This window comes from Enterobacter sp. RHBSTW-00901 (assembly GCF_014103115.1).
Taxonomy (GTDB): domain Bacteria; phylum Pseudomonadota; class Gammaproteobacteria; order Enterobacterales; family Enterobacteriaceae; genus Enterobacter; species Enterobacter cloacae_P.
In genome coordinates this window covers 1982971-2009231 of record NZ_JABXPB010000001.1, presented here as the reverse complement: position 1 = coordinate 2009231, position 26261 = coordinate 1982971, and the positions used below count along the sequence as shown (strand labels likewise).

General features: G+C 54.2%; 26 protein-coding genes and 1 other RNA gene. 19 read left to right on the top strand and 8 right to left on the bottom strand.

All coding sequences use genetic code 11. The features are described 5' to 3' along the window. Positions 1-64: 64 nt before the first annotated feature. Positions 65-796, top strand: a complete 732-nt coding sequence (locus HV318_RS09620) for an oxidative stress defense protein (protein WP_182272570.1) — start codon at positions 65-67, stop codon at positions 794-796. 42 nt (positions 797-838) lie between these two features. Here the strand turns inward: HV318_RS09620 and argP are convergent, their stop codons facing one another. Continuing rightward, the gene (argP, locus tag HV318_RS09615) at positions 839-1732 is read right to left on the bottom strand and encodes a DNA-binding transcriptional regulator ArgP (RefSeq protein WP_182272569.1); all 894 of its coding nucleotides are present in this window, start codon (positions 1730-1732) and stop codon (positions 839-841) included. Positions 1733-1858: 126 nt separating this feature from the next. Between argP and rpiA the strand changes: the two genes are divergently transcribed. Both rpiA and serA read left to right on the top strand, forming a co-directional pair. Next, positions 1859-2518, top strand: coding sequence for a ribose-5-phosphate isomerase RpiA (rpiA, locus tag HV318_RS09610; RefSeq protein WP_047347933.1), 660 nt, complete (start codon positions 1859-1861; stop codon positions 2516-2518). 265 nt (positions 2519-2783) lie between these two features. Continuing rightward, on the top strand, positions 2784-4016 hold the full coding sequence (gene serA / locus HV318_RS09605; RefSeq protein WP_182272568.1) for a phosphoglycerate dehydrogenase: 1233 nt from the start codon (positions 2784-2786) through the stop codon (positions 4014-4016). Positions 4017-4098: 82 nt separating this feature from the next. On the opposite strand, the gene HV318_RS09600 is transcribed toward serA, so the two are convergent. From HV318_RS09600 to zapA, 3 genes are all read right to left on the bottom strand, one after another. Then, complete coding sequence (locus HV318_RS09600; protein WP_182272567.1) at positions 4099-4698, bottom strand: 5-formyltetrahydrofolate cyclo-ligase; 600 nt, start codon at positions 4696-4698, stop codon at positions 4099-4101. Positions 4699-4722: 24 nt separating this feature from the next. Further along, positions 4723-4906, bottom strand: a non-coding RNA gene (gene ssrS, locus HV318_RS09595) — 6S RNA. A gap of 41 nt (positions 4907-4947) precedes the next feature. Next, complete coding sequence (zapA, locus tag HV318_RS09590) at positions 4948-5277, bottom strand: cell division protein ZapA (RefSeq protein WP_006811891.1); 330 nt, start codon at positions 5275-5277, stop codon at positions 4948-4950. A gap of 168 nt (positions 5278-5445) precedes the next feature. Between zapA and HV318_RS09585 the strand changes: the two genes are divergently transcribed. The 8 genes from HV318_RS09585 to HV318_RS09550 all read left to right on the top strand — a co-directional run bounded on the left by HV318_RS09585 (position 5446) and on the right by HV318_RS09550 (position 15516). Then, the gene (locus tag HV318_RS09585; protein WP_028016963.1) at positions 5446-6024 is read left to right on the top strand and encodes a YecA/YgfB family protein; all 579 of its coding nucleotides are present in this window, start codon (positions 5446-5448) and stop codon (positions 6022-6024) included. 31 nt (positions 6025-6055) lie between these two features. Beyond that, positions 6056-7369: a Xaa-Pro aminopeptidase gene (pepP, locus tag HV318_RS09580; protein ID WP_182274571.1), complete on the top strand. Its 1314-nt coding sequence runs from the start codon at positions 6056-6058 to the stop codon at positions 7367-7369. Then, on the top strand, positions 7366-8544 hold the full coding sequence (ubiH, locus tag HV318_RS09575) for a 2-octaprenyl-6-methoxyphenyl hydroxylase (RefSeq protein WP_182272566.1): 1179 nt from the start codon (positions 7366-7368) through the stop codon (positions 8542-8544). Before pepP ends, ubiH begins: the two co-directional genes overlap by 4 nt. A gap of 12 nt (positions 8545-8556) precedes the next feature. Next, complete coding sequence (ubiI, locus tag HV318_RS09570; RefSeq protein ID WP_182272565.1) at positions 8557-9759, top strand: FAD-dependent 2-octaprenylphenol hydroxylase; 1203 nt, start codon at positions 8557-8559, stop codon at positions 9757-9759. A 436-nt stretch (positions 9760-10195) separates the two neighbouring features. Next, positions 10196-11290: a glycine cleavage system aminomethyltransferase GcvT gene (gene gcvT, locus HV318_RS09565; RefSeq protein WP_182272564.1), complete on the top strand. Its 1095-nt coding sequence runs from the start codon at positions 10196-10198 to the stop codon at positions 11288-11290. Between the two features lie 23 nt (positions 11291-11313). After that, entirely contained in the window at positions 11314-11703 is a 390-nt protein-coding gene (gcvH, locus tag HV318_RS09560; RefSeq protein WP_182272563.1) for a glycine cleavage system protein GcvH, read from the top strand. 126 nt (positions 11704-11829) lie between these two features. Further along, a complete protein-coding gene (gcvP, locus tag HV318_RS09555; protein ID WP_182272562.1) occupies positions 11830-14703 on the top strand; it encodes an aminomethyl-transferring glycine dehydrogenase in 2874 nt (957 codons plus the stop codon). Between the two features lie 69 nt (positions 14704-14772). Beyond that, the gene (locus tag HV318_RS09550) at positions 14773-15516 is read left to right on the top strand and encodes an SDR family oxidoreductase (protein ID WP_182272561.1); all 744 of its coding nucleotides are present in this window, start codon (positions 14773-14775) and stop codon (positions 15514-15516) included. A gap of 34 nt (positions 15517-15550) precedes the next feature. Here HV318_RS09550 and HV318_RS09545 read toward each other — a convergent pair whose 3' ends face one another. Further along, a complete protein-coding gene (locus HV318_RS09545; RefSeq protein WP_182272560.1) occupies positions 15551-16984 on the bottom strand; it encodes a 6-phospho-beta-glucosidase in 1434 nt (477 codons plus the stop codon). A gap of 116 nt (positions 16985-17100) precedes the next feature. Then, positions 17101-17832, bottom strand: a complete 732-nt coding sequence (locus HV318_RS09540; RefSeq protein ID WP_182274570.1) for a MurR/RpiR family transcriptional regulator — start codon at positions 17830-17832, stop codon at positions 17101-17103. 51 nt (positions 17833-17883) lie between these two features. Between HV318_RS09540 and yqfB the strand changes: the two genes are divergently transcribed. Both yqfB and trhA read left to right on the top strand, forming a co-directional pair. Next, a complete protein-coding gene (yqfB, locus tag HV318_RS09535; protein WP_182272559.1) occupies positions 17884-18195 on the top strand; it encodes a N(4)-acetylcytidine aminohydrolase in 312 nt (103 codons plus the stop codon). Between the two features lie 165 nt (positions 18196-18360). After that, positions 18361-19020, top strand: coding sequence for a PAQR family membrane homeostasis protein TrhA (gene trhA, locus HV318_RS09530; RefSeq protein ID WP_182272558.1), 660 nt, complete (start codon positions 18361-18363; stop codon positions 19018-19020). 107 nt (positions 19021-19127) lie between these two features. Here the strand turns inward: trhA and ygfZ are convergent, their stop codons facing one another. After that, on the bottom strand, positions 19128-20108 hold the full coding sequence (gene ygfZ, locus HV318_RS09525) for a tRNA-modifying protein YgfZ (protein ID WP_182272557.1): 981 nt from the start codon (positions 20106-20108) through the stop codon (positions 19128-19130). Between the two features lie 295 nt (positions 20109-20403). On the opposite strand from ygfZ, the gene sdhE reads away from it, so the two are divergent. Together sdhE and HV318_RS09515 are read left to right on the top strand one after the other, a co-directional pair. Continuing rightward, positions 20404-20670: an FAD assembly factor SdhE gene (gene sdhE, locus HV318_RS09520; RefSeq protein WP_182272556.1), complete on the top strand. Its 267-nt coding sequence runs from the start codon at positions 20404-20406 to the stop codon at positions 20668-20670. After that, complete coding sequence (locus tag HV318_RS09515) at positions 20651-21061, top strand: protein YgfX (RefSeq protein ID WP_182272555.1); 411 nt, start codon at positions 20651-20653, stop codon at positions 21059-21061. Before sdhE ends, HV318_RS09515 begins: the two co-directional genes overlap by 20 nt. Before the next feature lie 7 nt (positions 21062-21068). Here HV318_RS09515 and fldB read toward each other — a convergent pair whose 3' ends face one another. Continuing rightward, a complete protein-coding gene (gene fldB, locus HV318_RS09510) occupies positions 21069-21590 on the bottom strand; it encodes a flavodoxin FldB (protein ID WP_182272554.1) in 522 nt (173 codons plus the stop codon). Between the two features lie 101 nt (positions 21591-21691). Between fldB and xerD the strand changes: the two genes are divergently transcribed. The 4 genes from xerD to prfB all read left to right on the top strand — a co-directional run bounded on the left by xerD (position 21692) and on the right by prfB (position 26257). Further along, positions 21692-22588 (top strand): site-specific tyrosine recombinase XerD, encoded by an 897-nt coding sequence (gene xerD / locus HV318_RS09505; protein WP_182272553.1) that lies wholly within the window; start codon positions 21692-21694, stop codon positions 22586-22588. Positions 22589-22616: 28 nt separating this feature from the next. Further along, a complete protein-coding gene (dsbC, locus tag HV318_RS09500; RefSeq protein ID WP_182272552.1) occupies positions 22617-23330 on the top strand; it encodes a bifunctional protein-disulfide isomerase/oxidoreductase DsbC in 714 nt (237 codons plus the stop codon). Between the two features lie 5 nt (positions 23331-23335). Further along, positions 23336-25069 carry a single-stranded-DNA-specific exonuclease RecJ gene (recJ, locus tag HV318_RS09495; RefSeq protein WP_182272551.1) on the top strand — a complete coding sequence of 578 codons (1734 nt, stop codon included), beginning with the start codon at positions 23336-23338 and terminating at the stop codon, positions 25067-25069. Positions 25070-25158: 89 nt separating this feature from the next. Next, positions 25159-26257, top strand: a protein-coding gene (gene prfB, locus HV318_RS09490; RefSeq protein WP_182272550.1) for a peptide chain release factor 2 whose coding sequence is annotated in 2 segments (ribosomal slippage) — positions 25159-25233 and positions 25235-26257 — 1098 coding nt in all. Because the reading frame shifts where the segments join, the coding sequence is not laid out codon by codon here. Positions 26258-26261: the final 4 nt, after the last annotated feature.

Here is a 26261-nt window from a genome sequence, read left to right as displayed (position 1 = left end):
CCCGCTAAGCTTGCTGGCATGTGCTCTGTTGATGGGGCACTCTTCGCAACATGGAGGAATGACAGTGAAGTTTAAAGTGATGGCCCTGGCGGCATTAGTGAGTTTAGGTGCGGTGTCGGTACAGGCGAATGAGTTGCCTGCCGGTCCGCACATTGTCACCTCAGGCACGGCGAGCGTGGATGCGGTACCGGATGTCGCGACCCTGGCAATTGAAGTGAATGTGTCTGCAAAAGATGCTGCTTCAGCCAAGAAGCAGGCTGACGATCGTGTTGCGCAATATCTCTCTTTCCTGGAACAGAATGGTGTCGTTAAAAAAGATATCAATTCTGCCAACCTGCGTACCCAGCCGGATTATGACTACCAGAACGGCAAAAGTATCCTGAAAGGTTACCGTGCCGTGCGTACCGTCGAAGTGACTGTGCGCCAGCTTGATAAGCTGAATTCGCTGCTGGATGGCGCGCTGAAAGCGGGACTGAACGAAATTCGTTCCGTTTCACTGGGCGTTGCGCAACCGGAGAAATACAAAGACGAAGCACGTAAAGCGGCGATTAATGATGCCGTCCATCAGGCGCAACAACTGGCTTCCGGCTTTAACAGTAAGCTTGGCCCGGTGTATAGCGTGCGCTATCACGTCTCCAATTATCAGCCAGGCCCGATGGTTCGTATGATGAAGGCCGATGCTGCGCCAGTTTCCGCTCAGGAAACCTATGAGCAGCCGACGATCCAGTTTGACGATCAGGTTGATGTCGTGTTCCAGCTGGAGCCTGCTGCAGCAGAGCAGAAACCCGCTCAGTAACCTGTAGGCCGGGTAAGGCGTTGCCTTCACCCGGCTTATTTTTTAATCCTGTCTCAACACCTTATGCCCGTAAGCCAGCAGTGCGTCGGTGACGTTGCGCATCATACGGCTTTCCGGTGCAAAACGGTGCCAGTAGAGCATCCGGCGCTGATATAATCCCGGCGTCAGGTCAATCAGCTCACCGCTTTTCAACTCTTTTTCAAGCTGCAGATGCGGGATCATGCAGCAGGTGGTTCCCTGACGGGCAAGCTGCACAAAGGCTTCGGATGAGTTCACGATATGACACGGTACGCTGCCTGGCGGCAGGTCGAAGTTTTGCTGCAGGAAAGCCTGATGCATATCATCCAGATGGTCGAATGCGACGGCTGGGGCCTTAAGCAGCGCGGCGCGGGTAACGCCATTCGGGAAATAACGCTCAGCAAAGGCTTTTGAACCGACAAACAGATAATCCAGCGCGCCCAGCTGATCCACCAGGCAACTTGGCAGTGCCTGAGGCTGGATACTCACCGCCCCGACCACTTCACCACGACGCAGGCGCTCCTGGGTACGCGTTTCATCTTCAACCTGCAGATTCAGGCGGATAGGGGAGTCGGCAAGCACCGGCGCAAGCGCGGGCAGCAGCCAGGTTGCCAGACTGTCGGCGTTCACTGCCAGCGACAGCAACAGCGGCGTGGAACCTGTCTGTTCATCACCCAGCCACTCGTCTTCCAGCAGTTCAACCTGACGCAGCAGGGCAAGCAGTTTTTGTCCTTGCTCTGTGGGACGCGGTGGCACGGTACGCACCAGCAGTGGTTGCCCGAACATGTTTTCAAGCTGCTTGATACGCTGTGACACGGCGGACTGAGTAATGCACAACTTCTGCGCTGCGCGCTCAAAACCGCGTTCACGAATAACAGCATCAAGTGCCTGTAGTGTTCTGTAGTCCGGACGTTTCATTGCTATAGCTGGCTCCTGAATTTTGCTTATTCTGCACTATGACACAATTTTCCTTTTGTGGCAGACGAATTCCACCTGACGTGTTCTATAATGCGCCCTAAGTTTTCATACCACAGGCAAACGATCATGACGCAGGATGAACTGAAAAAAGCAGTAGGATGGGCCGCTCTCCAGTACGTGCAACCCGGTACCATTGTCGGTGTTGGCACCGGATCGACGGCGGCACACTTTATCGATGCGCTGGGCACGATGAAGGGGCAAATCGAGGGCGCGGTTTCCAGCTCTGATGCGTCCACGGAAAAGCTGAAAAGCCTCGGCATTACCGTTTTCGACCTGAACGAAGTGGACCGTCTGGGGATTTACGTTGATGGTGCGGATGAAATCAACGGCCATATGCAGATGATCAAGGGCGGTGGCGCAGCGCTGACGCGTGAAAAGATCATCGCCTCCGTTGCAGACAAATTTATCTGTATTGCCGATGCGTCCAAGCAGGTGGATATTCTGGGTAACTTCCCGCTGCCGGTCGAAGTGATCCCAATGGCACGTAGTGCCGTCGCACGTGAACTGGTGAAACTGGGTGGTCGTCCGGAATACCGCCAGGGTGTTGTGACCGACAATGGTAACGTGATCCTCGACGTTCACGGTCTGGAAATTCTGGACGCTATCGCGCTGGAAAATGCCATCAACGGCATTCCGGGCGTAGTGACAGTAGGGCTATTTGCCAACCGTGGCGCGGATGTGGCGCTGATCGGCACGGCTGACGGCGTGAAAACCATCGTAAAATGATCTGACGGGGGGAGACTCCCCCCGCTAAAAAATTTTTGAAAAGCTAAATTCGGTGACTTGTGTCACGTTTTTGTGCCTCTTTTGCCGATCCTGCCGTATTCGTAAAATTCCGTAGCATTTTCCTCTGTCATTTTGCTCTGTATGACTTTTCTTCAGGGAGCCGACGCAAACGTTCATATTGCTGCAATAGTTTTTTTTGATATGTTGACTACAGCGGATTTAAATCCAGCACAACATCAGTTCAGACAAAAACAGGGTCGGGTAAATGGCAAAGGTATCACTGGAGAAAGACAAGATTAAATTCCTGCTTGTAGAAGGCGTGCATCAGAAAGCACTCGATAACCTTCGTGCGGCAGGTTACACCAACATCGAATTTCACAAAGGCGCGCTGGACACAGAAGAGCTGAAAGCGTCCATCCGTGATGCCCACTTCATTGGCCTGCGATCCCGTACTCACCTGACTGAAGATGTTATTGCTGCGGCGGAAAAGTTGGTTGCTATTGGCTGTTTCTGCATCGGCACCAACCAGGTAGACCTGAGTGCAGCGGCAAAACGCGGTATTCCTGTCTTTAACGCCCCGTTCTCCAACACCCGTTCCGTGGCGGAGTTAGTGATTGGCGAACTGCTGCTGCTGCTGCGCGGTATTCCCGAGGCGAACGCCAAAGCGCACCGCGGTGTGTGGAACAAACTGGCTTCAGGTTCCTTTGAAGCGCGTGGCAAAAAACTGGGTATCATCGGTTACGGCCACATTGGTACACAGCTGGGTATTCTGGCTGAATCGCTGGGGATGCATGTTTTCTTCTACGACATTGAAAGCAAGCTACCGCTGGGTAACGCGACTCAGGTTCAACATTTGTCCGACCTGCTGAACATGAGTGACGTTGTCAGCCTGCACGTTCCGGAAAATGCGTCCACCAAAAACATGATGGGAGCGGGAGAGCTGGCGCTGATGAAGCCGGGTTCACTGCTGATCAACGCGGCACGCGGTACGGTTGTTGACATCCCGGCGCTGTGTGATGCGCTGAAGCGTAAACATCTGGCAGGTGCGGCCATTGACGTATTCCCGACTGAGCCGGCAACCAACAGCGATCCGTTTAACTCTCCGCTGTGCGAGTTTGACAACGTGATCCTGACGCCACACATCGGTGGTTCAACGCAGGAAGCGCAGGAGAACATCGGTCTGGAAGTTGCGGGTAAACTGAGCAAATATTCCGACAACGGTTCTACGCTTTCTGCGGTGAACTTCCCGGAAGTGTCTCTGCCGTTGCACGGTGGTCGTCGTCTGTTGCATATTCACGAAAACCGCCCGGGCGTGCTGACCGCCATCAACAAAATCTTTGCTGAGCAGGGCGTGAACATTGCCGCGCAGTACCTGCAAACGAACTCTCAGATGGGTTACGTGGTTATTGATATTGAAGCGGATGACGACGTTGCCGAGAAAGCGCTGCTGAGTATGAAGGCGCTTCCGGGGACGATTCGCGCGCGTCTGCTTTATTGAGATGATTGCCGCCTGATGCCCTCTCCCCTGTCGGTGAGGGGGCAAGCACTACAAACGGTAACGGCTGTTACCGTTTTTGCTTTTATCTCCACTCCCACAGTTTCGATGGCGTCACCACCGCAGGCAGTGGAATATCCCATTTCTCCACCGGCAGCGCTTCTACGCCCTGACAGTCATGCGCGTATCCTACCGGTTGTAGCCTGTGCTGCCGCCAGTTTTGCAGCGTTCTGTCGTAAAAACCGCCCCCCATTCCTAAGCGCTGACCTTGCTGGTCAAACGCCACGAGCGGCGTGATCAACACATCCAGCGTGGCAACCGGCAGTACGTCCCGGACGTCGAGTTTGGGTTCGGTGATTTTCAGTCGATTCACCACCAGCTCGCTGTGCGGATGGTAGTGCAGAAACAACAGGTTTCCTTCGCTAAACGGATGTAACACTGGCAGGTAAACTTTCTTCCCGGCGCGCCAGAGCTGTTCGATGAGCGGCTGAGTATCCAGCTCGCCATCAAACGAGAGAAACAGGGCGACCGTGTGCGCCATCACTACAGGCGGATACGCCATCATTCGGGCGGCGGCATGCTGCGCAAAATGCACTTGCTGTTCGGGGGTTAACGCGCGACGACGTTTACGGATTAACTGACGGATGTCCTGGCGTGAGGCAGAAACTTCAGAAAGTAGAGTCATGGTAGTTGGTAGAAGAAGAAAGAGGGAATCTCCGAGATGCCGCCGCAGGCTGTAACCCTTGAACCCTTGGTTCAAGGTGAATGTGTCGTCATAGTTTTAAGGCTTCTCGGACGAACCGAGCATGCTCACCAACCACGGAGCGCCACATTCTTGTGGTATGAAATATCGGCTCAGGGGACTGGCCCGCTTGCGAACATCTCAGAGAAATTTTGTCTTCACAGTTACTCTACCATAGTCAACTGCAAAGTGTTATTCAAACTTGGGTCCCGGTCTTTCGGGATTGCGACCTTGATCAAGCAATGCCTGTTCAATGGTCTGCTGAAGCATCTTAATGCGCTGCTCCATGCTTGCCGCGTAGTCGCGGGTTTTCGCCTTTTCCTGAGTCAGCTCATAGCTGATGTTCAACGCGGCAATAAAGACCAGCTGCTCAGTATTTGTGACTCTAGTGCGTTCTTTAAGATCTTGCAACCGCTGATTCAAATCGTCCGCAGCCTGATTCAAAGCATCCCTTTGTTCAGGTGGACAATTCACTCGCAGTGAACGGCCAAAAATCTGGAGATCGACGGGTTGTGCAGACATGCCACCTTCCTGCTGATTGACTGCGCTGCCTTCGCTTACTGCCCCGGGGGCTGCGAAGGGGCGACACTATAGCTACCCTGATGTGAAGATACAAGCCCTTTTCTGGTATCACCAGGGTCCAAAGTGGTAGCATATCATGAATATTCCTCCCTTTGATGACGAATGCGTATGTCTATACAGAACGAAATGCCTGGTTACAACGATTTAAACCAGTTACTGAACCAGCAGGGAGTGGGTTTAACCCCTGCCGAAATGCACGGTCTGATCAGTGGCATGCTGTGCGGCGGAAACAGCGACAGCTCCTGGCAGCCGCTGATCCACGACCTGACGAACGAGGGGCTGGCGTTTGGTCACGAACTGGCGGAAGCGCTGCGTAAAATGCACGCGGCAATCAGCGATTCGCTGGAAGATGATGGCTTCCTTTTTCAGCTTTATCTGCCTGAAGGGGACGACGTCAGCGTGTTCGATCGCGCCGATGCGCTCGCAGGTTGGGTAAACCACTACCTGCTGGGGCTGGGCGTGACTCAGCCTAAGCTCGATAAAGTGACCGGCGAAGCGGGTGAAGCAATCGACGATCTGCGTAACATTGCGCAGCTCGGCTACGACGAAGATGAAGATCAGGAAGAGCTGGAAATGTCCCTCGAAGAGATCATCGAGTACGTCCGCGTTGCCGCGCTGCTGTGCCACGACAACTTTACGCGCTCGCAGCCAACCGCGCCGGAAGTACGCAAGCCAACCTTACATTAAGAAAAACAACGCACAGGAGGGTGTCATGGTTATCTCGAATCAAGAGTATTCTCGCCGTCGTCAGGCGCTGCTGGCTAAAATGCAGCCGGGAAGCGCCGCGCTGATTTTTGCCGCCCCTGAGGTGACGCGCAGTGCCGACAGTGAATACCCCTATCGTCAGAGCAGCGATTTCTGGTATTTCACCGGGTTTAACGAGCCGGAAGCGGTACTGGTACTGATCAAGAGCAATGACACCCACAACCACAGCGTGATTTTCAACCGCGTACGCGATCTGGCTGCCGAAATCTGGTTTGGCCGCCGTCTGGGGCAAGAGGCCGCACCGGCGAAGCTGGGTGTTGACCGTGCGCTGGCGTTTAGCGAAATCAATCAGCAGCTCTATCAACTGCTCAACGGCCTTGATGTGCTTTATCACGCGCAGGGCGAATATGCGTATGCTGATGAGATTGTCTTTACCGCGCTGGATAAGCTGCGTAAAGGCTCGCGTCAGAACCTGTCTGCCCCCGCTACGCTGACGGACTGGCGTCCGGTGGTACACGAAATGCGTCTGTTCAAGTCCGAAGAAGAACTTAACACGATGCGTCGCGCGGGTGAAATCAGCGCACTGGCGCATACCCGTGCGATGGAAAAATGCCGTCCCGGTATCTTCGAATATCAACTTGAAGGCGAAATTCAGCATGAATTTAATCGCCACGGCGCGCGTTTTCCTTCCTATAACACCATTGTGGGCGGTGGGGAAAATGGCTGTATCCTGCATTACACCGAAAACGAAAGTGAACTGCGCGACGGCGATCTGGTACTGATTGACGCGGGTTGTGAATATCAGGGCTACGCGGGTGACATTACCCGTACGTTCCCGGTGAACGGTAAATTCTCCCCGGCTCAGCGCGCGGTCTATGACATTGTGCTCGAATCCCTGGAAACGGCGCTGACCCTGTATCGTCCGGGGATCTCCATTCAGGAAGTCACCGGTGAAGTCGTGCGCATCATGATTACCGGTCTGGTTAAACTTGGCATTCTGAAAGGCGATGTGGATACCCTGATTACGGAGAATGCCCATCGCCCGTACTTTATGCACGGCCTGAGCCACTGGCTGGGGCTGGATGTGCATGATGTGGGGGCTTATGGCCCTGAACGCTCACGTGTGCTGGAGCCGGGTATGGTTCTGACCGTCGAACCGGGGCTGTACATCGCACCGGATGCTGACGTGCCAGAAGCATACCGCGGGATTGGCATTCGTATTGAAGACGACATCGTCATCACTGAAACCGGTAACGAAAACCTGACCGCTAGCGTCGTGAAAAAAGCTGACGACATTGAGGCGCTGATGGCAGCGGCACGCGTATGAGCGTGATCATCGTTGGCGGTGGTATGACCGGGGCCACTCTGGCGCTGGCAATCTCGCATCTGACACAAGGGCAACTTCCGGTGCATCTGGTGGAGGCCGTTGCAGCACAGGCATCAGATCACCCCGGTTTTGATGCCCGCGCCATTGCGCTGGCGCAGGGAACATGTCAGCAGCTCTCGCGTATTGGCATCTGGCAGGCGATTGCAGACTGTGCGACGGCGATTAACACCGTGCATGTTAGCGATCGCGGCCATGCTGGTTTTGTGACCCTGGACGCGCATGATTACCGTATTGATGCCCTGGGTCATGTAGTTGAATTGCACGATGTTGGGTTACGTCTGTTCCGGTTGTTACAGGATGCCCCGGGCGTGACGTTGCACTGTCCGGCGCGTGTTGCCAGCTTTAGTCGCAGTGAAGATGCGGTTCGCGTCACGCTGGAAAATGGTACAACTCTTGACGGCCAGCTTCTGGTCGCGGCGGATGGTTCGCGCTCTGCACTGGGTACTCAGTGTGGCGTGGAGTGGCGGCAACAGTCTTATGGTCAGGTGGCGGTCATTGCGAATGTCTCAACGGCAGGCCCACACAATGGCCGGGCATTTGAGCGGTTTACGCAGTATGGCCCGCTGGCGATGTTACCGATGTCGAACGGGCGTTGCTCGCTGGTGTGGTGCCATCCACAGGAGAAGGCGGACGACGTGCTCTCCTGGTCCGACGAACGTTTTTGTACCGAGCTGCAAAAAGCCTTCGGCTGGCGGCTGGGGCGAATTACCTATGCGGGAAAACGGACGGTTTACCCGCTGTCACTGACGACGGCATCTCAGTCCATCTCTCATCGCGTGGCGCTGGTGGGCAACGCCGCGCAGACGCTACACCCCATTGCGGGGCAGGGGTTTAATCTTGGGCTGCGTGATGTCATGAGCCTGGCGGAAACGCTTTCTCAGGCATGGAACGAGCAAAAAGATTGTGGTGCGTATTCGGTGCTAAGCCATTACCAGAAACGACGCCAGGCTGATAAAGAGGCGACTATCGGTGTCACCGATGGTCTGGTGCATCTGTTTGCCAATCGCTGGGCTCCGTTGGTTGCGGGTCGCAACCTTGGGCTGATGGCGATGGAATTATTCATTCCGGCACGTGACGTGCTGGCGCAGCGGACTCTTGGTTGGGTCGCGCGTTAAGGAGTTATCACCGTGCAAAATGTTGATGTCGCCATTGTTGGCGGCGGAATGGTAGGACTGGCGCTGGCCTGTGGGTTACAGGGAAGCGGCCTGCGTGTGGCCGTGCTGGAACAAAAGCAGCCGCAGCCCGTAGCACCTGATGCGCCGCCGGAACTCCGTGTGTCGGCAATCAATGCTGCCAGCGAAAAGCTCCTGACGCGCATTGGCGTCTGGTCAGGTATCGTCGCGCAGCGTGCCAGCTGCTATCACGGTATGGAAGTGTGGGACAAAGACAGTTTTGGTCATATTGCGTTTGATGACGAAAGCATGGGCTATAGCCATCTGGGCCATATCATCGAAAATGCCGTGATCCACCATGCTTTGTGGCAAAAAGCACAGTCCTGCAGCGATGTTACGCTGGTGGCACCCGCGCAAATCCAGCAGGTGGCGTGGGGCGAAAACGAGGCGTTTATCACCCTGCAAAGTGGGGACATGTTGACCGCGCGTCTGGTGGTGGGTGCTGATGGCGCTAACTCCTGGCTGCGTAACAAGGCAGACATTCCGCTGACTTTCTGGGATTACCGCCACCATGCGCTGGTGGCGACGATCCGCACTGAAGAACCGCACGGCGGTGTCGCACGTCAGATTTTCCACAACGACGGCATTCTGGCGTTCCTGCCGTTGAGCGATCCGCATCTGTGCTCCATTGTCTGGTCTTTAGTGCCTGAAAAAGCGCAGCTCATGCAGGAAGCCACACCGGAGGCATTTAACCAGGCGCTGTGCATGGCGTTTGATAATCGCCTGGGCCTGTGTTCGCTTGAGAGCGAGCGCCAGGTATTTCCGCTAACCGGTCGTTACGCGCGTCAGTTCGCGGCGCACCGTCTGGCGCTGGTGGGGGATGCGGCGCATACCATTCATCCGCTGGCCGGACAGGGTGTTAATCTCGGCTTTATGGATGCGGCTGAACTGGTTGAAGAGCTGCGTCGTCTGCATCGTGAAGGCAAAGACATTGGTCAGCATCTCTATCTGCGTCGCTACGAGCGTAGCCGTAAGCACAGTGCGGCGATGATGCTGGCGGGCATGCAGGGTTTCCGCGAGCTGTTTGCCGGGGCTAACCCGGCGAAAAAACTGCTGCGCGATATCGGTCTGAAACTCGCCGACACCCTCCCTGGCGTCAAACCTCAACTCCTTCGTCAGGCGATGGGTCTTAACGATCTTCCTGACTGGTTACGTTAAACGCTAATATTGACCCCCATCACACTTTATTTTCCCGGCCTCTGTGCCGGGGAAATTCGCTCGTTTGAAATATTCTAATTTTACGTCATTTTTCGCATTAGATTATCTAATCTGGCTATTTTTCTGATACGGAAATTTTGTCCGTTTTTCCGCATGAAATATCACCATGTGCTAAATCCTGTTAGAGCAATGTTAATTTTATGCGGGTTTAATCGCATTTTCACAGTGAATAACTCTGTAGGCTTTTCAGCGTTTTTTGGTCATAAGCTAATGTGATGGCCTGTTTTACCTTATGGTTAATCGCCGGTTTCGGTGGTAAGTTCAGGTAAAAGAGAACGTTTGCGTCGATGCTCACAAGCGAGGTCGACGCCGGGTTTCGCGGCAGTTTTTATGCGTGCGAAATGCAAGATAGCCCTGCTTATTCAACGAGGAAAAGATGGCTCAACAGACTCCTTTGTACGAACAACACGTGTTATGCGGCGCACGCATGGTGGACTTCCACGGCTGGATGATGCCGCTGCACTACGGCTCACAAATTGATGAGCACCACGCGGTGCGCACCGATGCCGGTATGTTCGACGTGTCCCACATGACCATTGTCGATCTGCGCGGTAGCCGCACCCGGGAGTTTCTGCGTTATCTGCTGGCAAACGACGTCGCAAAGCTGAAAGTGCCAGGTAAAGCGCTCTACACCGGCATGCTAAATGCCTCCGCTGGCGTGATTGATGACCTTATCGTCTATTACTTCACTGAAGATTTCTTCCGCCTCGTTGTAAACTCCGCCACCCGCGAAAAAGACCTCTCCTGGATTTCCCAACACGCCGAACCGTTCTCTGTCGATATCACTGTCCGTGACGATCTGTCGTTGATCGCCGTACAGGGGCCGAACGCGCAGGCGAAAGCGGCCTCTCTGTTCAGCGATGAACAGCGTAAAGCCACTGCCGGGATGAAGCCATTCTTTGGCGTACAGGCAGGCGATCTGTTTATCGCGACCACGGGTTATACCGGTGAAGCGGGATATGAAATTGCCATGCCGAATGAGAAGGCGGCTGATTTCTGGCGTGCGCTGGTGGAAGCGGGCGTTAAGCCAGCCGGTCTGGGCGCACGCGATACGCTGCGTCTGGAAGCAGGCATGAACCTCTACGGTCAGGAGATGGATGAAAGCGTTTCTCCGCTGGCGGCCAACATGGGCTGGACCATCGCGTGGGAACCTGTTGACCGTAAATTTATTGGTCGTGAAGCGCTGGAAATGCAGCGTGAAAAAGGTACGGAACAGCTGGTTGGCCTGGTGATGACCGAGAAAGGCGTGCTGCGCGGTGAGCTGCCGGTGCGTTTTACGGATACCGACGGTAACCACCTCGAAGGCGTGATCACCAGCGGTACCTTCTCCCCGACGCTGGGTTACAGTATTGCACTGGCACGTGTTCCGGCAGGTATTGGCGAAACGGCAGTGGTGCAAATCCGCAATCGTGAAATGCCGGTCAACGTGACCAAACCTATTTTTGTTCGCGCCGGTAAGCCGGTCGCCTAATCATTTTTATCAGGAGAACTTCAATGAGCAATGTGCCAGCAGAACTGAAATACAGCAAAGAACACGAGTGGCTGCGCAAAGAGGCGGACGGCACTTACACCGTAGGGATCACCGAGCATGCGCAAGAGCTGCTGGGCGACATGGTGTTTGTTGACCTGCCTGAAGTGGGCACAACCGTAAGCGCGGGTGATGACTGTGCTGTGGCGGAGTCCGTAAAAGCGGCCTCTGACATCTATGCCCCGATTAGCGGTGAAGTTGTTGCCGTGAATGACGCGCTGAGCGACTCTCCGGAGCTGGTGAACAGCGAGCCATATGAAGGTGGCTGGATCTTCAAGATCAAAGCCAGCGACGAATCGCAGGTTGCCGCATTACTGGATGCAACCGCGTACGAAGCCCTGTTAGAAGACGAGTAAGCCATTATCCCTCTCCCCTTTGGGGAGAGGGTAGGGTGAGGGGAACAGACGACACCCTCACCCCAGCCCTCTCCCTAAGGGAGAGGGAGAAAACACATTCACTGCACGTTTCAGGAACCATCGCTCATGACACAGACTTTAAGCCAGCTTGAAAACCGTGGCGCTTTCATTGAACGTCACATTGGGCCGGATGCTCAGCAACAGCAGGAGATGCTGAATACAGTTGGCGCGGATTCACTCAATGCACTGATCGGCCAGATCGTGCCAAAAGACATCCAGCTTGCAACGCCACCTCAGGTTGGTGACGCGACCACTGAATTCGCCGCACTCGCGGAGCTGAAGGCGATTGCCAGCCTCAACAAGCGCTATAAGTCTTACATTGGCATGGGTTACACCAACGTGCAGTTACCGCCGGTGATCCTGCGCAATATGCTGGAAAACCCAGGCTGGTACACCGCGTATACCCCATATCAGCCGGAAGTATCTCAGGGCCGTCTGGAAGCGCTGCTGAACTTCCAGCAGGTGACGCTGGATCTGACCAGCATGGACATTGCTTCCGCCTCCCTGTTAGATGAAGCGACTGCTGCTGCCGAAGCGATGGCAATGGCGAAGCGTGTGAGCAAGCTGAAAAATGCTAACCGTTTCTTCGTGGCGGCAGATGTACACCCGCAGACGCTGGATGTGGTTCGCACCCGTGCAGAAACCTTCGGTTTTGAGGTGATTGTTGATGATGCCGATAAAGTGCTGGATCACCAGGATGTCTTTGGTGTGCTGCTGCAGCAGGTGGGCACTACCGGTGAAGTACACGACTACAGCGCACTGATTACCGAACTTAAATCCCGCAAAGTGGTTGTGAGCGTAGCCGCTGATTTTATGGCGCTGGTACTGCTGACCGCACCTGGCAAACAGGGTGCGGATATCGTCTTCGGCTCTGCACAACGCTTCGGCGTGCCAATGGGTTACGGCGGCCCACACGCTGCGTTTTTCGCTGCAAAAGATGAATTCAAGCGCTCTATGCCAGGCCGTATTATCGGTGTCTCAAAAGATGCCGCCGGTAACACCGCGCTGCGCATGGCGATGCAGACTCGTGAGCAGCATATCCGCCGCGAGAAAGCGAACTCCAACATCTGTACCTCACAGGTGCTGCTGGCGAACATCGCCAGCCTGTATGCTGTATTCCACGGCCCGGTCGGCCTGAAACGCATTGCCAGCCGCATTCACCGCCTGACCGATATTCTGGCCTGCGGTCTGCAACAGAAAGGTCTTAAGCTGCGTCACGCGCACTACTTCGATACCCTGTGTGTGGAAGTGGCTGATAAAGCGGCTGTTCTGGCTCGCGCCGATGCGGCAGAAATCAACCTGCGTAGCGATATCCACAATGCAGTGGGCATTACGCTGGATGAAAGCACCACCCGTGAAGACATCCTGCACCTGTTTAACGTGTTACTGGGCGATTCACATGGCCTGGGCATTGATACGCTCGACAAAGAAGTCGCGCTCGACAGCCGCTCCATTCAGGCAAGCATGCTGCGTGACGACGCGATTCTGACGCACCCGGTCTTCAACCGCTATCACAGCGAAACCGAGATGATGCGTTATATGCACTCTCTGGAACGTAAAGATTTGGCTCTGAACCAGGCGATGATCCCGCTGGGCTCCTGCACCATGAAGCTGAACGCCGCGGCAGAGATGATCCCAATCACCTGGCCTGAGTTTTCTGAACTGCACCCGTTCTGCCCGGCTGAGCAGGCGGAAGGTTATCACCTGATGATTAACCAGCTCTCCGACTGGCTGGTGAAACTGACCGGCTATGACGCGCTCTGCATGCAGCCAAACTCCGGCGCACAGGGTGAATACGCGGGCCTGCTGGCGATCCGCCATTATCACGAAAGCCGCAATGAAGGGCATCGTGATATCTGCCTGATCCCAAGCTCCGCGCACGGCACCAACCCGGCCTCTGCACAGATGGCGGGGATGGAAGTGGTGGTGGTTGCCTGCGATAAGAACGGAAACATCGATCTGGCCGATCTGCGTGCCAAAGCCGAACAGGCGGGCGATAAGCTCTCCTGCATCATGGTGACCTACCCGTCCACCCACGGTGTGTATGAAGAGACGATCCGTGAAGTGTGTGAAGTGGTGCATCAGTTCGGCGGCCAGGTGTATCTTGATGGCGCAAACATGAATGCTCAGGTGGGGATCACCTCTCCGGGCTTTATTGGCGCGGACGTTTCGCACCTGAACCTGCACAAAACCTTCTGCATTCCGCACGGCGGTGGCGGCCCGGGTATGGGGCCAATCGGCGTGAAAGCACACCTGGCACCGTTTGTTCCGGGTCACAGCGTGGTGCAGATTGAAGGGATGCTGACCCGTCAGGGTGCGGTTTCTGCGGCACCGTTTGGTAGTGCTTCTATCCTGCCAATCAGCTGGATGTATATCCGCATGATGGGTGCGGAAGGGCTGAAGCAGGCAAGCCAGGTGGCGATCCTGAACGCCAACTACATTGCTACCCGCCTGAAGTCTGCCTTCCCGGTGCTCTATACTGGCCGCGATGGTCGCGTGGCGCACGAGTGCATCCTCGATATTCGTCCGCTGAAAGAGCAAACTGGTATCAGTGAACTGGATATTGCCAAGCGCCTGATCGACTACGGTTTCCACGCGCCAACCATGTCATTCCCGGTCGCGGGTACGTTGATGGTGGAGCCAACGGAATCTGAGAGTAAAGCCGAGCTGGACCGCTTTATCGACGCGATGCTGGCCATTCGTATGGAGATCGATCGCGTGCAGGACGGCGAGTGGACGCTGGAAGATAACCCACTGGTCAATGCGCCACACACGCAGAACGAGCTGGCGGCAGAGTGGACTCACGGTTACTCCCGTGAACTGGCTGTCTTCCCGGCCGGTGTGGCAAACAAATACTGGCCGACGGTGAAGCGTCTTGATGACGTTTACGGTGACCGTAACCTGTTCTGCTCCTGTGTACCGATGAGCGAATACCAGTAAATATTCCGCTGTAGTAATGTAGGCCGGGTAGGCGTTAGCGCCACCCGGCTTTTTTATTGGGAGAATGCGATGGCAATTGCTCTTGTGACGGGTGCCAGCCGCGGTATTGGTAAAGCTACCGCACTGCAGCTGGCCCGGGAAGGTTACACTGTGGCGGTGAACTATCACCACAACATTAAGGCGGCAACGGACGTGATTAATCAGATCGTTGACGCAGGTGGTAAAGCGCTTGCCGTGCGCGCGGATATCAGCGATGAAGCGCAGGTACTGGCGATGTTCGACAGCATTGACCGCGAAGGTGAGCCACTCACCGCGCTGGTGAATAACGCCGGGATTTTGTTCGAACAATCCACCATTGAAAGCCTGTCAGCCGAGCGGATCAATCGTGTGTTGTCCACCAACGTGACGGGGTATTTCCTCTGCTGTCGTGAAGCGGTTAAACGGATGTCGTTTAAACACGGGGGTAAGGGTGGGGCGATTGTGAATGTTTCATCTGCAGCGGCACGCCTTGGCTCACCTGGTGAATACGTTGATTACGCGGCATCGAAAGGGGCTGTGGATACGTTGACCACCGGACTTTCTCTGGAAGTCGCGGCACAGGGTATTCGGGTAAATGGCGTGCGTCCTGGCTTTATCTATACCGATATGCATGCGTCTGGTGGTGAACCGGGTCGTGTCGATAGGGTTAAATCAATATTGCCGATGCAGCGCGGTGGCCAGCCGGAAGAGGTGGCCCAGGCGATTGCCTGGCTACTGAGTGAGAAAGCCTCATATGTGACGGGGAGTTTTCTTGAGTTAGCGGGCGGGAAGTAAACGCCCGGTAAGCACAGCGCCACCGGGCAAAAAATCACAGCGTCTCGCCGTTGCTGGCAATCACACCTTTATACCACTCGAAGCTCTTCTTACGGGAACGGGACATGTCACCGGTGCCGTCGTCGTGTTTGTTCACGTAGATAAAACCGTAGCGCTTGCTGTACTGGCCGGTAGTGAAAGAGACGCAGTCGATACAGCCCCACGGTGTGTAACCCATCAGATCCACGCCGTCATAGGTGACTGCTTTCATCATCTCTTCCACGTGGGCGCGCAGGTAGTCGATGCGGTAGTCATCATTGATACTGCCGTCGGCTTCCACTTTATCGTAAGCGCCAAAACCGTTTTCCACGATGAACAGCGGCTTCTGATAACGTTCGTATAGCTCACACAGAGAATAACGCAGACCCACCGGGTCAATCTGCCAGCCCCAGTCGGATGCTTTCACGTGTGGGTTTGGTACGCTGCCTTCAAAGCCAGAAATGGCATCGCCGGTACCGCCTTCCGCTTTTACCGCGTTGGTCATGTAGTAGCTGAAGCCTAAATAATCGCAGGTGCCTTCGCGCAGGATTTGCTCGTCACCGGCCTCCATTTTGATGGAGAAACCACGGCGTTCCCACTCGTTCAGCACATACGTTGGGTAGTAACCCCGCAGCTGAACGTCGGTAAACACATAGCGCTCGCGCATGGATTCCTGAGCGAACATTACGTCTTCTGGTTTGCAGGAGAATGGGTATAGCGCAACCATCGCCAGCATGCAGCCGACTTTCATGTCCGGGTTAATACGGCGTGCCGCTTTCACCGCCAGTGCGCTGGCCACGAACTGGTGGTGTAGCACCTGATACATGGTCTCTTCCGGGTTGTCATGCCCGGTATAAACCACGCCGGAGCAGCAGTAGCCAAACAGTGGCGCACGCCAGTTACGCTGGTTGTTGATTTCGTTGAAGGTCATCCAGTATTTGACCTTGCTCTTGTAGCGCTCGAAGACCACCTCTGAGAAGTGTACAAAGAAATCAACCACTTTGCGGTTGGTCCAGCCGCCGTATTCCTGCACCAGGTGCAGCGGCATTTCGAAGTGGGAGAGGGTGATCACTGGCTCGATGTTGTACTTCAGCAGTTCATCGAACATGTCGTCGTAGAACTTCAGCCCTTCTTCATTTGGCTGGGTTTCATCGCCTTTCGGGAAGATGCGGGTCCAGGCGATAGAGGTGCGAAAACATTTGAAGCCCATCTCAGCAAACAGCTTAATGTCTTCTTTGTAATGGCCGTGGAAGTCGATGGCTTCATGGTTCGGATAGTATTTACCCGGCACCACTTCCTGCGTGATTTCGCGTGGTACGCCGTGGGCTCCACCGGTCAACACGTCACAAATGCTCGGCCCTTTGCCGCCTTTGTTCCAGCCGCCTTCAACCTGGTGAGCGGCAACCGCGCCACCCCATAAAAAGTCTTTTGGTAAGGTGAGTTTTTTCATTATTGCTATTCCCAATAAATGGCTTATTGGTATCGAGTCTAGCAAAGCGAAATTAAATGTCACGATATAACAATTTACGGGAAATGTGATTTGTTACATCGAAAAAACAGGGTGTTTTATTCCGTTAATTTCTTCGCCAGCTTACGCCCCAGCGACTCCAGAATATAGATGACGGGGATCTGGGTGGTAATATCGTAAACACCCGCAATACGCATTTGTGGAACATGCCAGGAGAGGTTAAAGTCCGCCAGTTTTGCCAGACGGGAGTGTTCGTGGCTGGTAATGGAGAGCACCTTACAGTGGTGCAGGCTGAACTGGCTGGCGAAACGCAGGATCTCTTCCGTTTCACCGGAGACAGACAGTACAATCGCCAGCGCATTTTTAGCCATATCATTAGTGACCGGGAAATACGGGTCATCGATATGATTGCTGAATTTACCAATATTTGAAAAGAAGCGTGCGCCATATTTTGCCAGTGAACCAGACGTACCTGCGCCGACAAATATAATTCGTTCAGATGATAAAATAATATCTACCGCGTCATCCAGTAACGCATCGAACTCTTCATTGTTAACACTTTTAAAGAAGCTGATAATTTCACTGGCACCGAAATTCGCCTGCTGGGGTTCGTTCTGCTCTAAATAGAGTTTAAAGCGTACGCGGAATTCAGAGTAACCTTCACAGTTGAGCTTGCGGCAAAAGCGTAAGATCGTGGTGGTTGAGACGCCAGCCGCATCCGCCAGCTCGCGGATGGTCATGTACGTCACTTTGTCACGATTTTTAATGACATAGTTGTAGACCATCATCTCCAGGTTATTGAGACTGGCAACGGCGGAATGGGAGAACATGCTCACAATGGCTACACTCACTCATCAGACTTTTCTTCAGGGAATAATAACATGCAGTCAAACGACATCACTTTTTTTCAGCGTTTTCAGGATGACATTCTGGCCGGGCGTAAAACTATTACCATTCGGGACGCAAGCGAATCACATTTCAAAAAAGGTGATGTTTTGCGCGTCGGGCGTTATGAGGATGACGGTTATTTTTGCACCATTGAAGTGAGGGCAGTCTCCACCGTCACGCTGGATACACTCACGGAAAAACACGCTCAGCAGGAGAACATGCCCCTTGAGACACTCAGGAGTGTGATAGTTGAAATCTATCCAGATCAGACTCAGTTTTATGTGATTGATTTTAAATGCGTTTAATGTAATGTGGAACATGTGTTAGCTGAAATGAAAATGTAATCATATGATTGTAAATTGGAAATGTTACTTTTAACTTTATTTTAGCTAACAGGTGTTCACTGGAATCATTCTCAGTTAGCATAGTCAGGCGATGAATAATCATCTTTAGTTTTCCCGGAGTTACTTATGGTGAGCAAGCCATTAATCGCACAGGGATATTCGCTGGCTGAGGAAATAGCCAACAGCATTAGCCACGGCATTGGCCTGGTTTTTGGGATTGTCGGTTTAGTGTTACTACTGGTACAGGCTGTGGATACCAACGCCAGCGCGATGGCGATCACCAGTTACAGCCTGTATGGCGGGAGTATGATCCTGCTGTTTCTGGCGTCGACGCTGTACCACGCTATTCCGCATCAACGGGCTAAGATCTGGCTCAAGAAATTCGACCACTGCGCTATCTATCTTCTTATTGCAGGCACTTACACGCCTTTCCTGCTGGTGGGGTTAAACTCGCCGCTGTCGCGTGGCCTGATGATTGTAATCTGGAGCCTGGCCCTGCTGGGGATCCTGTTTAAGTTAACTATTGCACACCGGTTTAAGGTGCTGTCGCTGGTGACCTATCTGACGATGGGGTGGTTGTCGCTGATTGTGGTTTATCAGCTGGCGATTAAGCTGGCGGTAGGGGGCGTGACGCTTCTGGCGGTGGGGGGTGTGGTTTATTCGCTGGGCGTAATTTTCTACGTCTGCAAGCGTATTCCGTACAACCACGCCATCTGGCACGGCTTTGTGCTGGGCGGCAGCGTGTGCCACTTCCTGGCGATTTATTTGTACGTAGGGCAGGTGTAGTTTAATGCGGCCTGATACCCTTTCCCACGGGAAGAGGGTGCAAAAATAAAAAACGGTAACCTTTTGGTTACCGTTTTATTTTTATCTCACCACCGGGCGATACCGCATCACTCTTCCAGTGAATATGGCAGTGGCTCGATGCTCAGGGTATTGGCATCGTCACGCACGCGGAACACGCTGTCGGCTTCCATATCGTTATTCATCACGGCCTGAACCAGAAGACGGCCATCATCCAACTGCACTGCGGCTAAAACGGTGCCGGTACGACGCCAGTTGTCACCCATCTTCAGCTCTAAATCTTCGCCCGCTTCCGGGACGCGACTGGCGTGGCCCGCCAGCGTCCATAATGCACGCTTGTTTGCTCCGCGGAATTTCGCACGCGCCACCATCTCCTGACCGGTATAGCAGCCTTTCTTAAAGCTGATGCCTCCCAGCGCCTGCAGGTTGGTTGCTTGCGGAATAAACTGCGCGCTGTTCGCTGCGTCAATCACCGGTAATCCTGCTTCAATGTTCAGCGCCAGCCACTGCTGGCTGTTGTTGAACTGTGCTTCACCGCGAAGCGCCTCGGTGACGCGTTCGGCAGTGGCGGCATCCGTCACCAGCAGGAAACGCTCCGCCGGGTGTTCAAACCACAGGATGGATGTTGCGCCCTCGCTGACCAGCTGTTTTTCCGCATCCGGCAGCTCGCTGAACAGATTTTTCAGCGCCGCGCGTGCCTGGAAGCCTGCCACACCGAGCAGGACATGCTCATCGTCCGGTGCAATAGTGACTTTGGAAAAGACTGCGTATTTTTTCAGTTCGGTCAGTTGGGCATCGCGCAGGCTGCGGCGCTCAATAAAGGCAAACCCGTCCTGACGACGGAACAGACGCAGGTTGCTCCACATTTTGCCTTTTGGATCACAGTGCGCGGCCAGCAGATGCTGGTGTTCGTTCATCAGGCTGACGTCAGCGGTCACCTGGCCCTGCAGATACTTTTCGCTGTCGGCACCGGTGAGTGTCGCCAGCGCCCAGTCATCAAGAGAAATAAGCGTCAGCGGCAAACGCGCAGAGGCGGCGGGCTGGCGAGGAGAGAATGGAATAAAAGCCATAGTGATATCCTGAATTGCTTAACGCTTTGATAATGCCTAATGGTAAAAGAGACTGTAATCATTGCAAGCGCTTTCAGCAGGCCATTCGTGCCATAACGCAGATATGCGTAGCGCCACGCAAAACAGAGTAATCCACTATCCTGGTAGGGTTTTTTTCTGGAGTCCTGCTTCAGGTTCGTAATATTCCAGTAAAGAAACGGTCGAAAACACGTTACACTAGTTTGTGTCCCCGCAGAGAAATAAAGAACACTGGACGGGGTGCCAACTGTGCCAAACGTAATGCAGGAAACAGAACATGGATATTAACAACAAGGCCCGTATTCACTGGGCGTGTCGACGTGGTATGCGTGAACTTGATATTTCTATCATGCCTTTCTTCGAGTATGAGTATGACAGCCTGAGCGATGACGATAAGCGTCTGTTTGTACGCCTGCTTGAGTCTGACGATCCTGATTTATTCAACTGGCTGATGAATCACGGTCAACCCGCCGACACCGGGTTGCAACGGATGGTGGAATTAATTCAAACACGGAATCGGGAACGTGGTCCTGTGGCAATCTGATCTTCGCGTCTCGTGGCGCTCACAGTGGATGTCGTTATTACTTCACGGCCTGGTTGCGGCATTTATTTTACTGATGCCGTGGCCGCTTAGCTATACACCTTTGTGGCTGCTGTTGCTGTCATTTGTGGTTTTTGACAGCGTGCGCAGCCAACGCCGAATTAACGCCTGTCAGGGTGAAATCAAATTACTGATGGACTCTCGCCTGCGCTGGCAGGGTAAAGACTGGGATATTATTGGTATGCCCTGGATGCTCAATTCCGGCATGATGCTACGGTTGCGCAAGGTAGATGGCGGGCGTCGCCAACATCTGTGGTTGTCAGCAGACAGCATGGACACTGCAGAGTGGCGAGATCTGCGCCGGATGATATTGCAGCAGCCGACGCAGGAATAAATGCACGTCAGCTAAACTTTTCTGCCATCTCACCCAGAATCTGTTCGCACCAGTTTTGCAGGCGTTCGTCGCTAAGATCGTACTGGTTGGTTTCATCCAGCGCGAGCCCGACAAACAGCTGGCCGTCTGCGATAATCGGCTTTTTGCTGGTGAACTCGTACCCTTCGGTTGGCCAGTAGCCGATAAACGTAACGCCTTTCGGTGCCAGTTTGTCGTGCAGCATGCCGAGCGCATCCAGGAACCACTCACCGTAACCCAACTGATCGCCCATGCCGTACATGGCAATGATTTTGCCGTCGAGGCTGAACGTATCGAGCTGTTCCCAGATGGCTTCCCAGTCTTCTTGTATTTCGCCGAAGTCCCAGGTTGGGATACCGAGGATCAGTACGTCGTACTGTTCCATCAGCGTGAGTGCGTCATCTTTCAGGTTATGCAACGTCACCAGTTCCGGGCCAATGATGTCGCGAATTTTTTCTGCCGCCATTTCGGTGTAGCAGGTGCTGGAACCATAGAACAGACCAATATTCATCGCGTAACTATCTCAATTCTTGCGTTGACTTTGCGCGTAGTGTACCAGAAACCGGTAACAATCAGGCATAATGCCCGTATTGCTGAATTAAAGGGGCCGCTGTGGAAAAGGATCTCGCACTCATCGAACAGTTTCTCGATGCGCTTTGGCTGGAGAAAAACCTGGCCGAGAATACGCTCAGTGCCTACCGGCGCGATCTCACCATGCTGGTGGAATGGCTGGCACACAGGGAACTGTCGCTTGAGAGCGTACAACATGACGATCTGCAGACATTACTCGGCGAGCGTATGGACGGGGGCTACAAAGCAACCAGCTCCGCACGCCTGCTAAGCGCTATGCGTCGGCTGTTTCAGCACCTTTACCGTGAGAAAGTTCGCGCGGACGACCCCAGCGCACTTCTGGCCTCACCTAAACTCCCCCAGCGGTTGCCGAAAGATCTCAGCGAAGCACAAGTTGAGAGATTATTACAGTCGCCTGCAGTTGACCTGCCGCTGGAGTTACGCGATAAAGCCATGCTTGAACTATTGTATGCTACCGGCCTGCGTGTTTCTGAGTTAGTAGGGCTAACGATGAGCGACATCAGCCTGCGTCAGGGCGTGGTTCGCGTGATAGGTAAAGGGAACAAGGAACGGCTGGTACCGCTGGGCGAAGAGGCAGTCTACTGGCTGGAAACGTATCTGGAGCACGGTCGTCCGTGGCTGCTTAATGGCGTTTCGATTGATGTCTTGTTCCCCAGCCAGCGTGCGCAGCAGATGACGCGGCAAACGTTCTGGCATCGCATCAAGCATTACGCCACACTGGCTGGCATCGACAGTGAAAAACTGTCACCGCACGTTCTGCGTCATGCGTTTGCGACGCATCTGTTAAACCACGGCGCTGATTTACGCGTGGTACAGATGTTGCTGGGACACAGCGATCTTTCAACGACGCAGATTTACACCCATGTCGCGACGGAACGCCTGCGGCAGCTACACCAACAGCACCACCCACGTGCGTGAGTGCCGACGAATTGTAACAGGATCAACTATGAAAAAGTCTTTTGCGCTGTTCACCCTGCTGGCAGCTTCATTTACCGGTTTTGCCCATGCGGATGACGCCGCCATTAAACAGTCTCTGACGAAACTGGGTGTCACCAGCAGCGATGTTCAGGCTGCGCCAGTTGCAGGTATGAAAACCGTATTAACTGACAACGGCGTGCTGTACGTGACCGAAGACGGGAAGCACATTATTCAGGGGCCAATGTACGATGTGAGCGGCGCGCAGCCCGTGAACGTGACTAATCAGCTGCTGATGAAAAAACTGAACGCGCTCGACAAAGAGATGATCGTCTATAAAGCGGCGCAGGAAAAACACGTCATTACCGTCTTCACCGACATCACCTGCGGCTATTGCCACAAGCTGCATGAAGAGATGAAAGACTACAACGCGCTGGGGATCACAGTGCGTTACCTGGCCTTCCCGCGAGCGGGCGTACAGAGCCAGCCTGAGCAGGATATGAAAGCTATCTGGTGTGCGAAAGACCGTAACAAAGCCTTTGATGACGCGATGAACGGCAAAGGCGTACAGCCAGCTTCCTGTGATATCAATATTGCCAACCACTATGCGCTGGGCGTGCAGTTTGGTGTGAACGGTACACCCGCGATTGTGCTGAGCAATGGCTATGTTGTACCGGGTTATCAGGGACCAAAAGAGATGAAAGAGTTCCTCGACGCGCACCAGAAACAGTTTGGTGGTAAATAATCCGCGTGAAAGCCCCGATAAAACTGCGCCGCCGTGAAGCGGTTGAAACGGCTGATTTACCCGCCGATCTTTCTCCGCTGTTAAAGCGGCTCTACGCGAGCCGTGGTGTGCGTACGGCGGAAGATCTTGAACGTGGCGTCAAAGGGATGCTGCCCTGGCAGCAGCTTAACGGTGTCGAAAAAGCCACTGAAATGCTCTACAACGCGTTCCGTGATGGGACGCGGATTGTGGTGGTGGGGGATTTCGATGCCGATGGTGCAACCAGCACTGCGCTGAGTGTGCTCAGCCTGCGCGCACTGGGCTGCGATAACGTCACCTATCTGGTGCCAAACCGGTTTGAAGATGGCTACGGTCTTAGCCCGGAAGTGGTCGAGCAGGCACACGCGCGCGGTGCACAGATGATCATGACCGTGGATAACGGTATTTCCTCTCATGCGGGCGTTGAGCGTTCGCACCAGTTGGGGATCCCGGTGCTCGTGACCGATCATCACCTGCCGGGAGAGACTCTCCCTGCCGCCGAAGCCATTATTAACCCGAACCTGCGCGACTGCGATTTCCCGTCGAAATCGCTGGCGGGAGTAGGGGTAGCGTTTTATCTGATGCTGGCGCTACGCACGCTGCTGCGTGATAAGGGCTGGTTTGAATCCCGTGGGATCGCCGTGCCGAACCTGGCCGAGTACCTCGATTTGGTGGCGCTTGGTACCGTGGCAGACGTGGTGCCGCTGGATACCAACAACCGCATTTTGACCTGGCAGGGCTTAAGCCGTATTCGGGCGGGCAAGTGCCGTCCGGGAATTAAAGCGCTGCTGGAGATTTCCAACCGTGACCCGCTCAGGCTGGCGGCAAGTGATTTAGGTTTTGCCCTCGGGCCGCGTCTGAACGCTGCCGGAAGGCTGGACGATATGTCCGTTGGCGTTGCGTTGCTGCTGTGCGACAACATTGGTGAAGCGCGCGTGCTGGCCAACGAACTGGATGCGCTGAATCAAACCCGCAAAGAGATTGAGCAGGGAATGCAGGCTGAAGCGCTGACCCTGTGCGAAAAGCTGGAGCGTAGCGGTGATACGCTGCCGGGCGGCCTGGCAATGTATCATCCCGAGTGGCATCAGGGTGTGGTGGGCATTCTGGCGTCGCGCATTAAAGAGCGTTTCCACCGCCCGGTGATTGCTTTTGCCCCGGCGGGCGACGGCACGCTGAAAGGTTCTGGTCGCTCAATTCAGGGGCTGCACATGCGTGATGCGCTGGAGCGTCTGGATACGCTTTATCCTGGCCTGATGATCAAGTTCGGCGGCCACGCGATGGCAGCCGGTTTGTCGCTGGAGGAAGCGAAGTTTGATGAGTTCCAGCGCCTGTTCGGTGAGCTGGTGACCGACTGGATTGACCCGGCTCTGCTGCAGGGCGAAGTGGTTTCCGACGGCGCACTGTCAGCGGCAGAAATGACGATGGACGTGGCACAGATGCTGCGCGATGCAGGCCCATGGGGGCAGATGTTCCCTGAACCGTTGTTCGATGGCCGTTTCCGTCTGTTGCAACAGCGCATTGTGGGCGAACGCCATTTGAAAGTGATGGTTGAACCGGTTGGCGGAGGCCCACTGCTGGATGGCATTGCTTTTAACATCGATACCGCCATCTGGCCGGACAACGGCGTGCGCGAGGTGGAACTGGCCTACAAGCTTGATATTAACGAGTTTCGCGGTAACCGCTCCCTTCAGATCATCATCGACAATATCTGGCCAATTTAGCGTCAGTAAAGCTACAAAAAAGGGCGTGGATTCGGTACAATCCCGCTCTTATCACCGCATTTTGACAAGTCCATAAAAGAAAACAGACCATGTTTGAAATTAATCCGGTAAAAAACCGTATTCAGGACCTCACGGAGCGCTCTGACGTTCTTAGGGGGTATCTTTGACTACGATGCCAAGAAAGAGCGCCTTGAAGAAGTAAATGCCGAGCTGGAACAGCCGGACGTCTGGAACGAACCTGAACGCGCTCAGGCGCTGGGTAAAGAGCGTTCCTCTCTCGAAGCTATCGTTGATACCCTCGACCAAATGTCTCAGGGGCTGGAAGATGTTTCCGGTCTGCTGGAGCTGGCTGTAGAAGCCGACGACGAAGAAACCTTTAACGAAGCCGTGGCAGAACTCGACGGTCTGGAAGAGAAGCTGGCACAGCTTGAATTCCGTCGCATGTTCTCTGGCGAGTATGACAGCGCTGACTGCTATCTGGATATCCAGGCCGGTTCTGGCGGTACTGAAGCGCAGGACTGGGCAAGCATGCTGACGCGTATGTATCTGCGTTGGGCAGAAGCGCGCGGCTTCAAAACCGAAATCATCGAAGAGTCTGAAGGTGAAGTCGCGGGTCTGAAATCCGTCACCATCAAGATTATCGGCGATTACGCCTATGGCTGGTTGCGTACTGAAACTGGCGTTCACCGCCTGGTGCGTAAGAGCCCGTTCGACTCCGGTGGTCGTCGCCATACCTCCTTCAGCTCCGCGTTTGTCTACCCGGAAGTGGAAGACGATATCGATATCGACATCAACCCGGCCGATCTGCGTATTGACGTTTATCGCGCATCTGGTGCGGGTGGTCAGCACGTTAACCGTACGGAATCTGCGGTGCGTATTACCCACATTCCAACCGGGCTGGTAACGCAATGCCAGAACGACCGTTCCCAGCATAAGAACAAAGACCAGGCCATGAAGCAGATGAAAGCGAAGCTTTATGAGCTCGAAATGCAGAAGAAAAATGCTGAGAAACAGGCGATGGAAGATAACAAGTCTGACATTGGCTGGGGCAGCCAGATCCGTTCTTACGTCCTCGATGACTCCCGCATCAAAGACCTGCGTACCGGGGTTGAAACCCGTAATACGCAGGCGGTGCTGGACGGCAGCCTGGACCAATTTATCGAAGCAAGTTTGAAAGCAGGGTTATGAGGAA

Coding starts and splice junctions, on each gene's coding strand:
- argP (WP_182272569.1), bottom strand. CDS start 1,732: ATGAAACGTCCGGACTACAGAACACTACAGGCACTTGATGCTGTTATT.
- rpiA (WP_047347933.1), top strand. CDS start 1,859: ATGACGCAGGATGAACTGAAAAAAGCAGTAGGATGGGCCGCTCTCCAG.
- serA (WP_182272568.1), top strand. CDS start 2,784: ATGGCAAAGGTATCACTGGAGAAAGACAAGATTAAATTCCTGCTTGTA.
- HV318_RS09600 (WP_182272567.1), bottom strand. CDS start 4,698: ATGACTCTACTTTCTGAAGTTTCTGCCTCACGCCAGGACATCCGTCAG.
- zapA (WP_006811891.1), bottom strand. CDS start 5,277: ATGTCTGCACAACCCGTCGATCTCCAGATTTTTGGCCGTTCACTGCGA.
- HV318_RS09585 (WP_028016963.1), top strand. CDS start 5,446: ATGTCTATACAGAACGAAATGCCTGGTTACAACGATTTAAACCAGTTA.
- ubiH (WP_182272566.1), top strand. CDS start 7,366: ATGAGCGTGATCATCGTTGGCGGTGGTATGACCGGGGCCACTCTGGCG.
- gcvT (WP_182272564.1), top strand. CDS start 10,196: ATGGCTCAACAGACTCCTTTGTACGAACAACACGTGTTATGCGGCGCA.
- gcvH (WP_182272563.1), top strand. CDS start 11,314: ATGAGCAATGTGCCAGCAGAACTGAAATACAGCAAAGAACACGAGTGG.
- gcvP (WP_182272562.1), top strand. CDS start 11,830: ATGACACAGACTTTAAGCCAGCTTGAAAACCGTGGCGCTTTCATTGAA.
- HV318_RS09550 (WP_182272561.1), top strand. CDS start 14,773: ATGGCAATTGCTCTTGTGACGGGTGCCAGCCGCGGTATTGGTAAAGCT.
- HV318_RS09545 (WP_182272560.1), bottom strand. CDS start 16,984: ATGAAAAAACTCACCTTACCAAAAGACTTTTTATGGGGTGGCGCGGTT.
- HV318_RS09540 (WP_182274570.1), bottom strand. CDS start 17,832: ATGTTCTCCCATTCCGCCGTTGCCAGTCTCAATAACCTGGAGATGATG.
- yqfB (WP_182272559.1), top strand. CDS start 17,884: ATGCAGTCAAACGACATCACTTTTTTTCAGCGTTTTCAGGATGACATT.
- trhA (WP_182272558.1), top strand. CDS start 18,361: ATGGTGAGCAAGCCATTAATCGCACAGGGATATTCGCTGGCTGAGGAA.
- ygfZ (WP_182272557.1), bottom strand. CDS start 20,108: ATGGCTTTTATTCCATTCTCTCCTCGCCAGCCCGCCGCCTCTGCGCGT.
- sdhE (WP_182272556.1), top strand. CDS start 20,404: ATGGATATTAACAACAAGGCCCGTATTCACTGGGCGTGTCGACGTGGT.
- fldB (WP_182272554.1), bottom strand. CDS start 21,590: ATGAATATTGGTCTGTTCTATGGTTCCAGCACCTGCTACACCGAAATG.
- dsbC (WP_182272552.1), top strand. CDS start 22,617: ATGAAAAAGTCTTTTGCGCTGTTCACCCTGCTGGCAGCTTCATTTACC.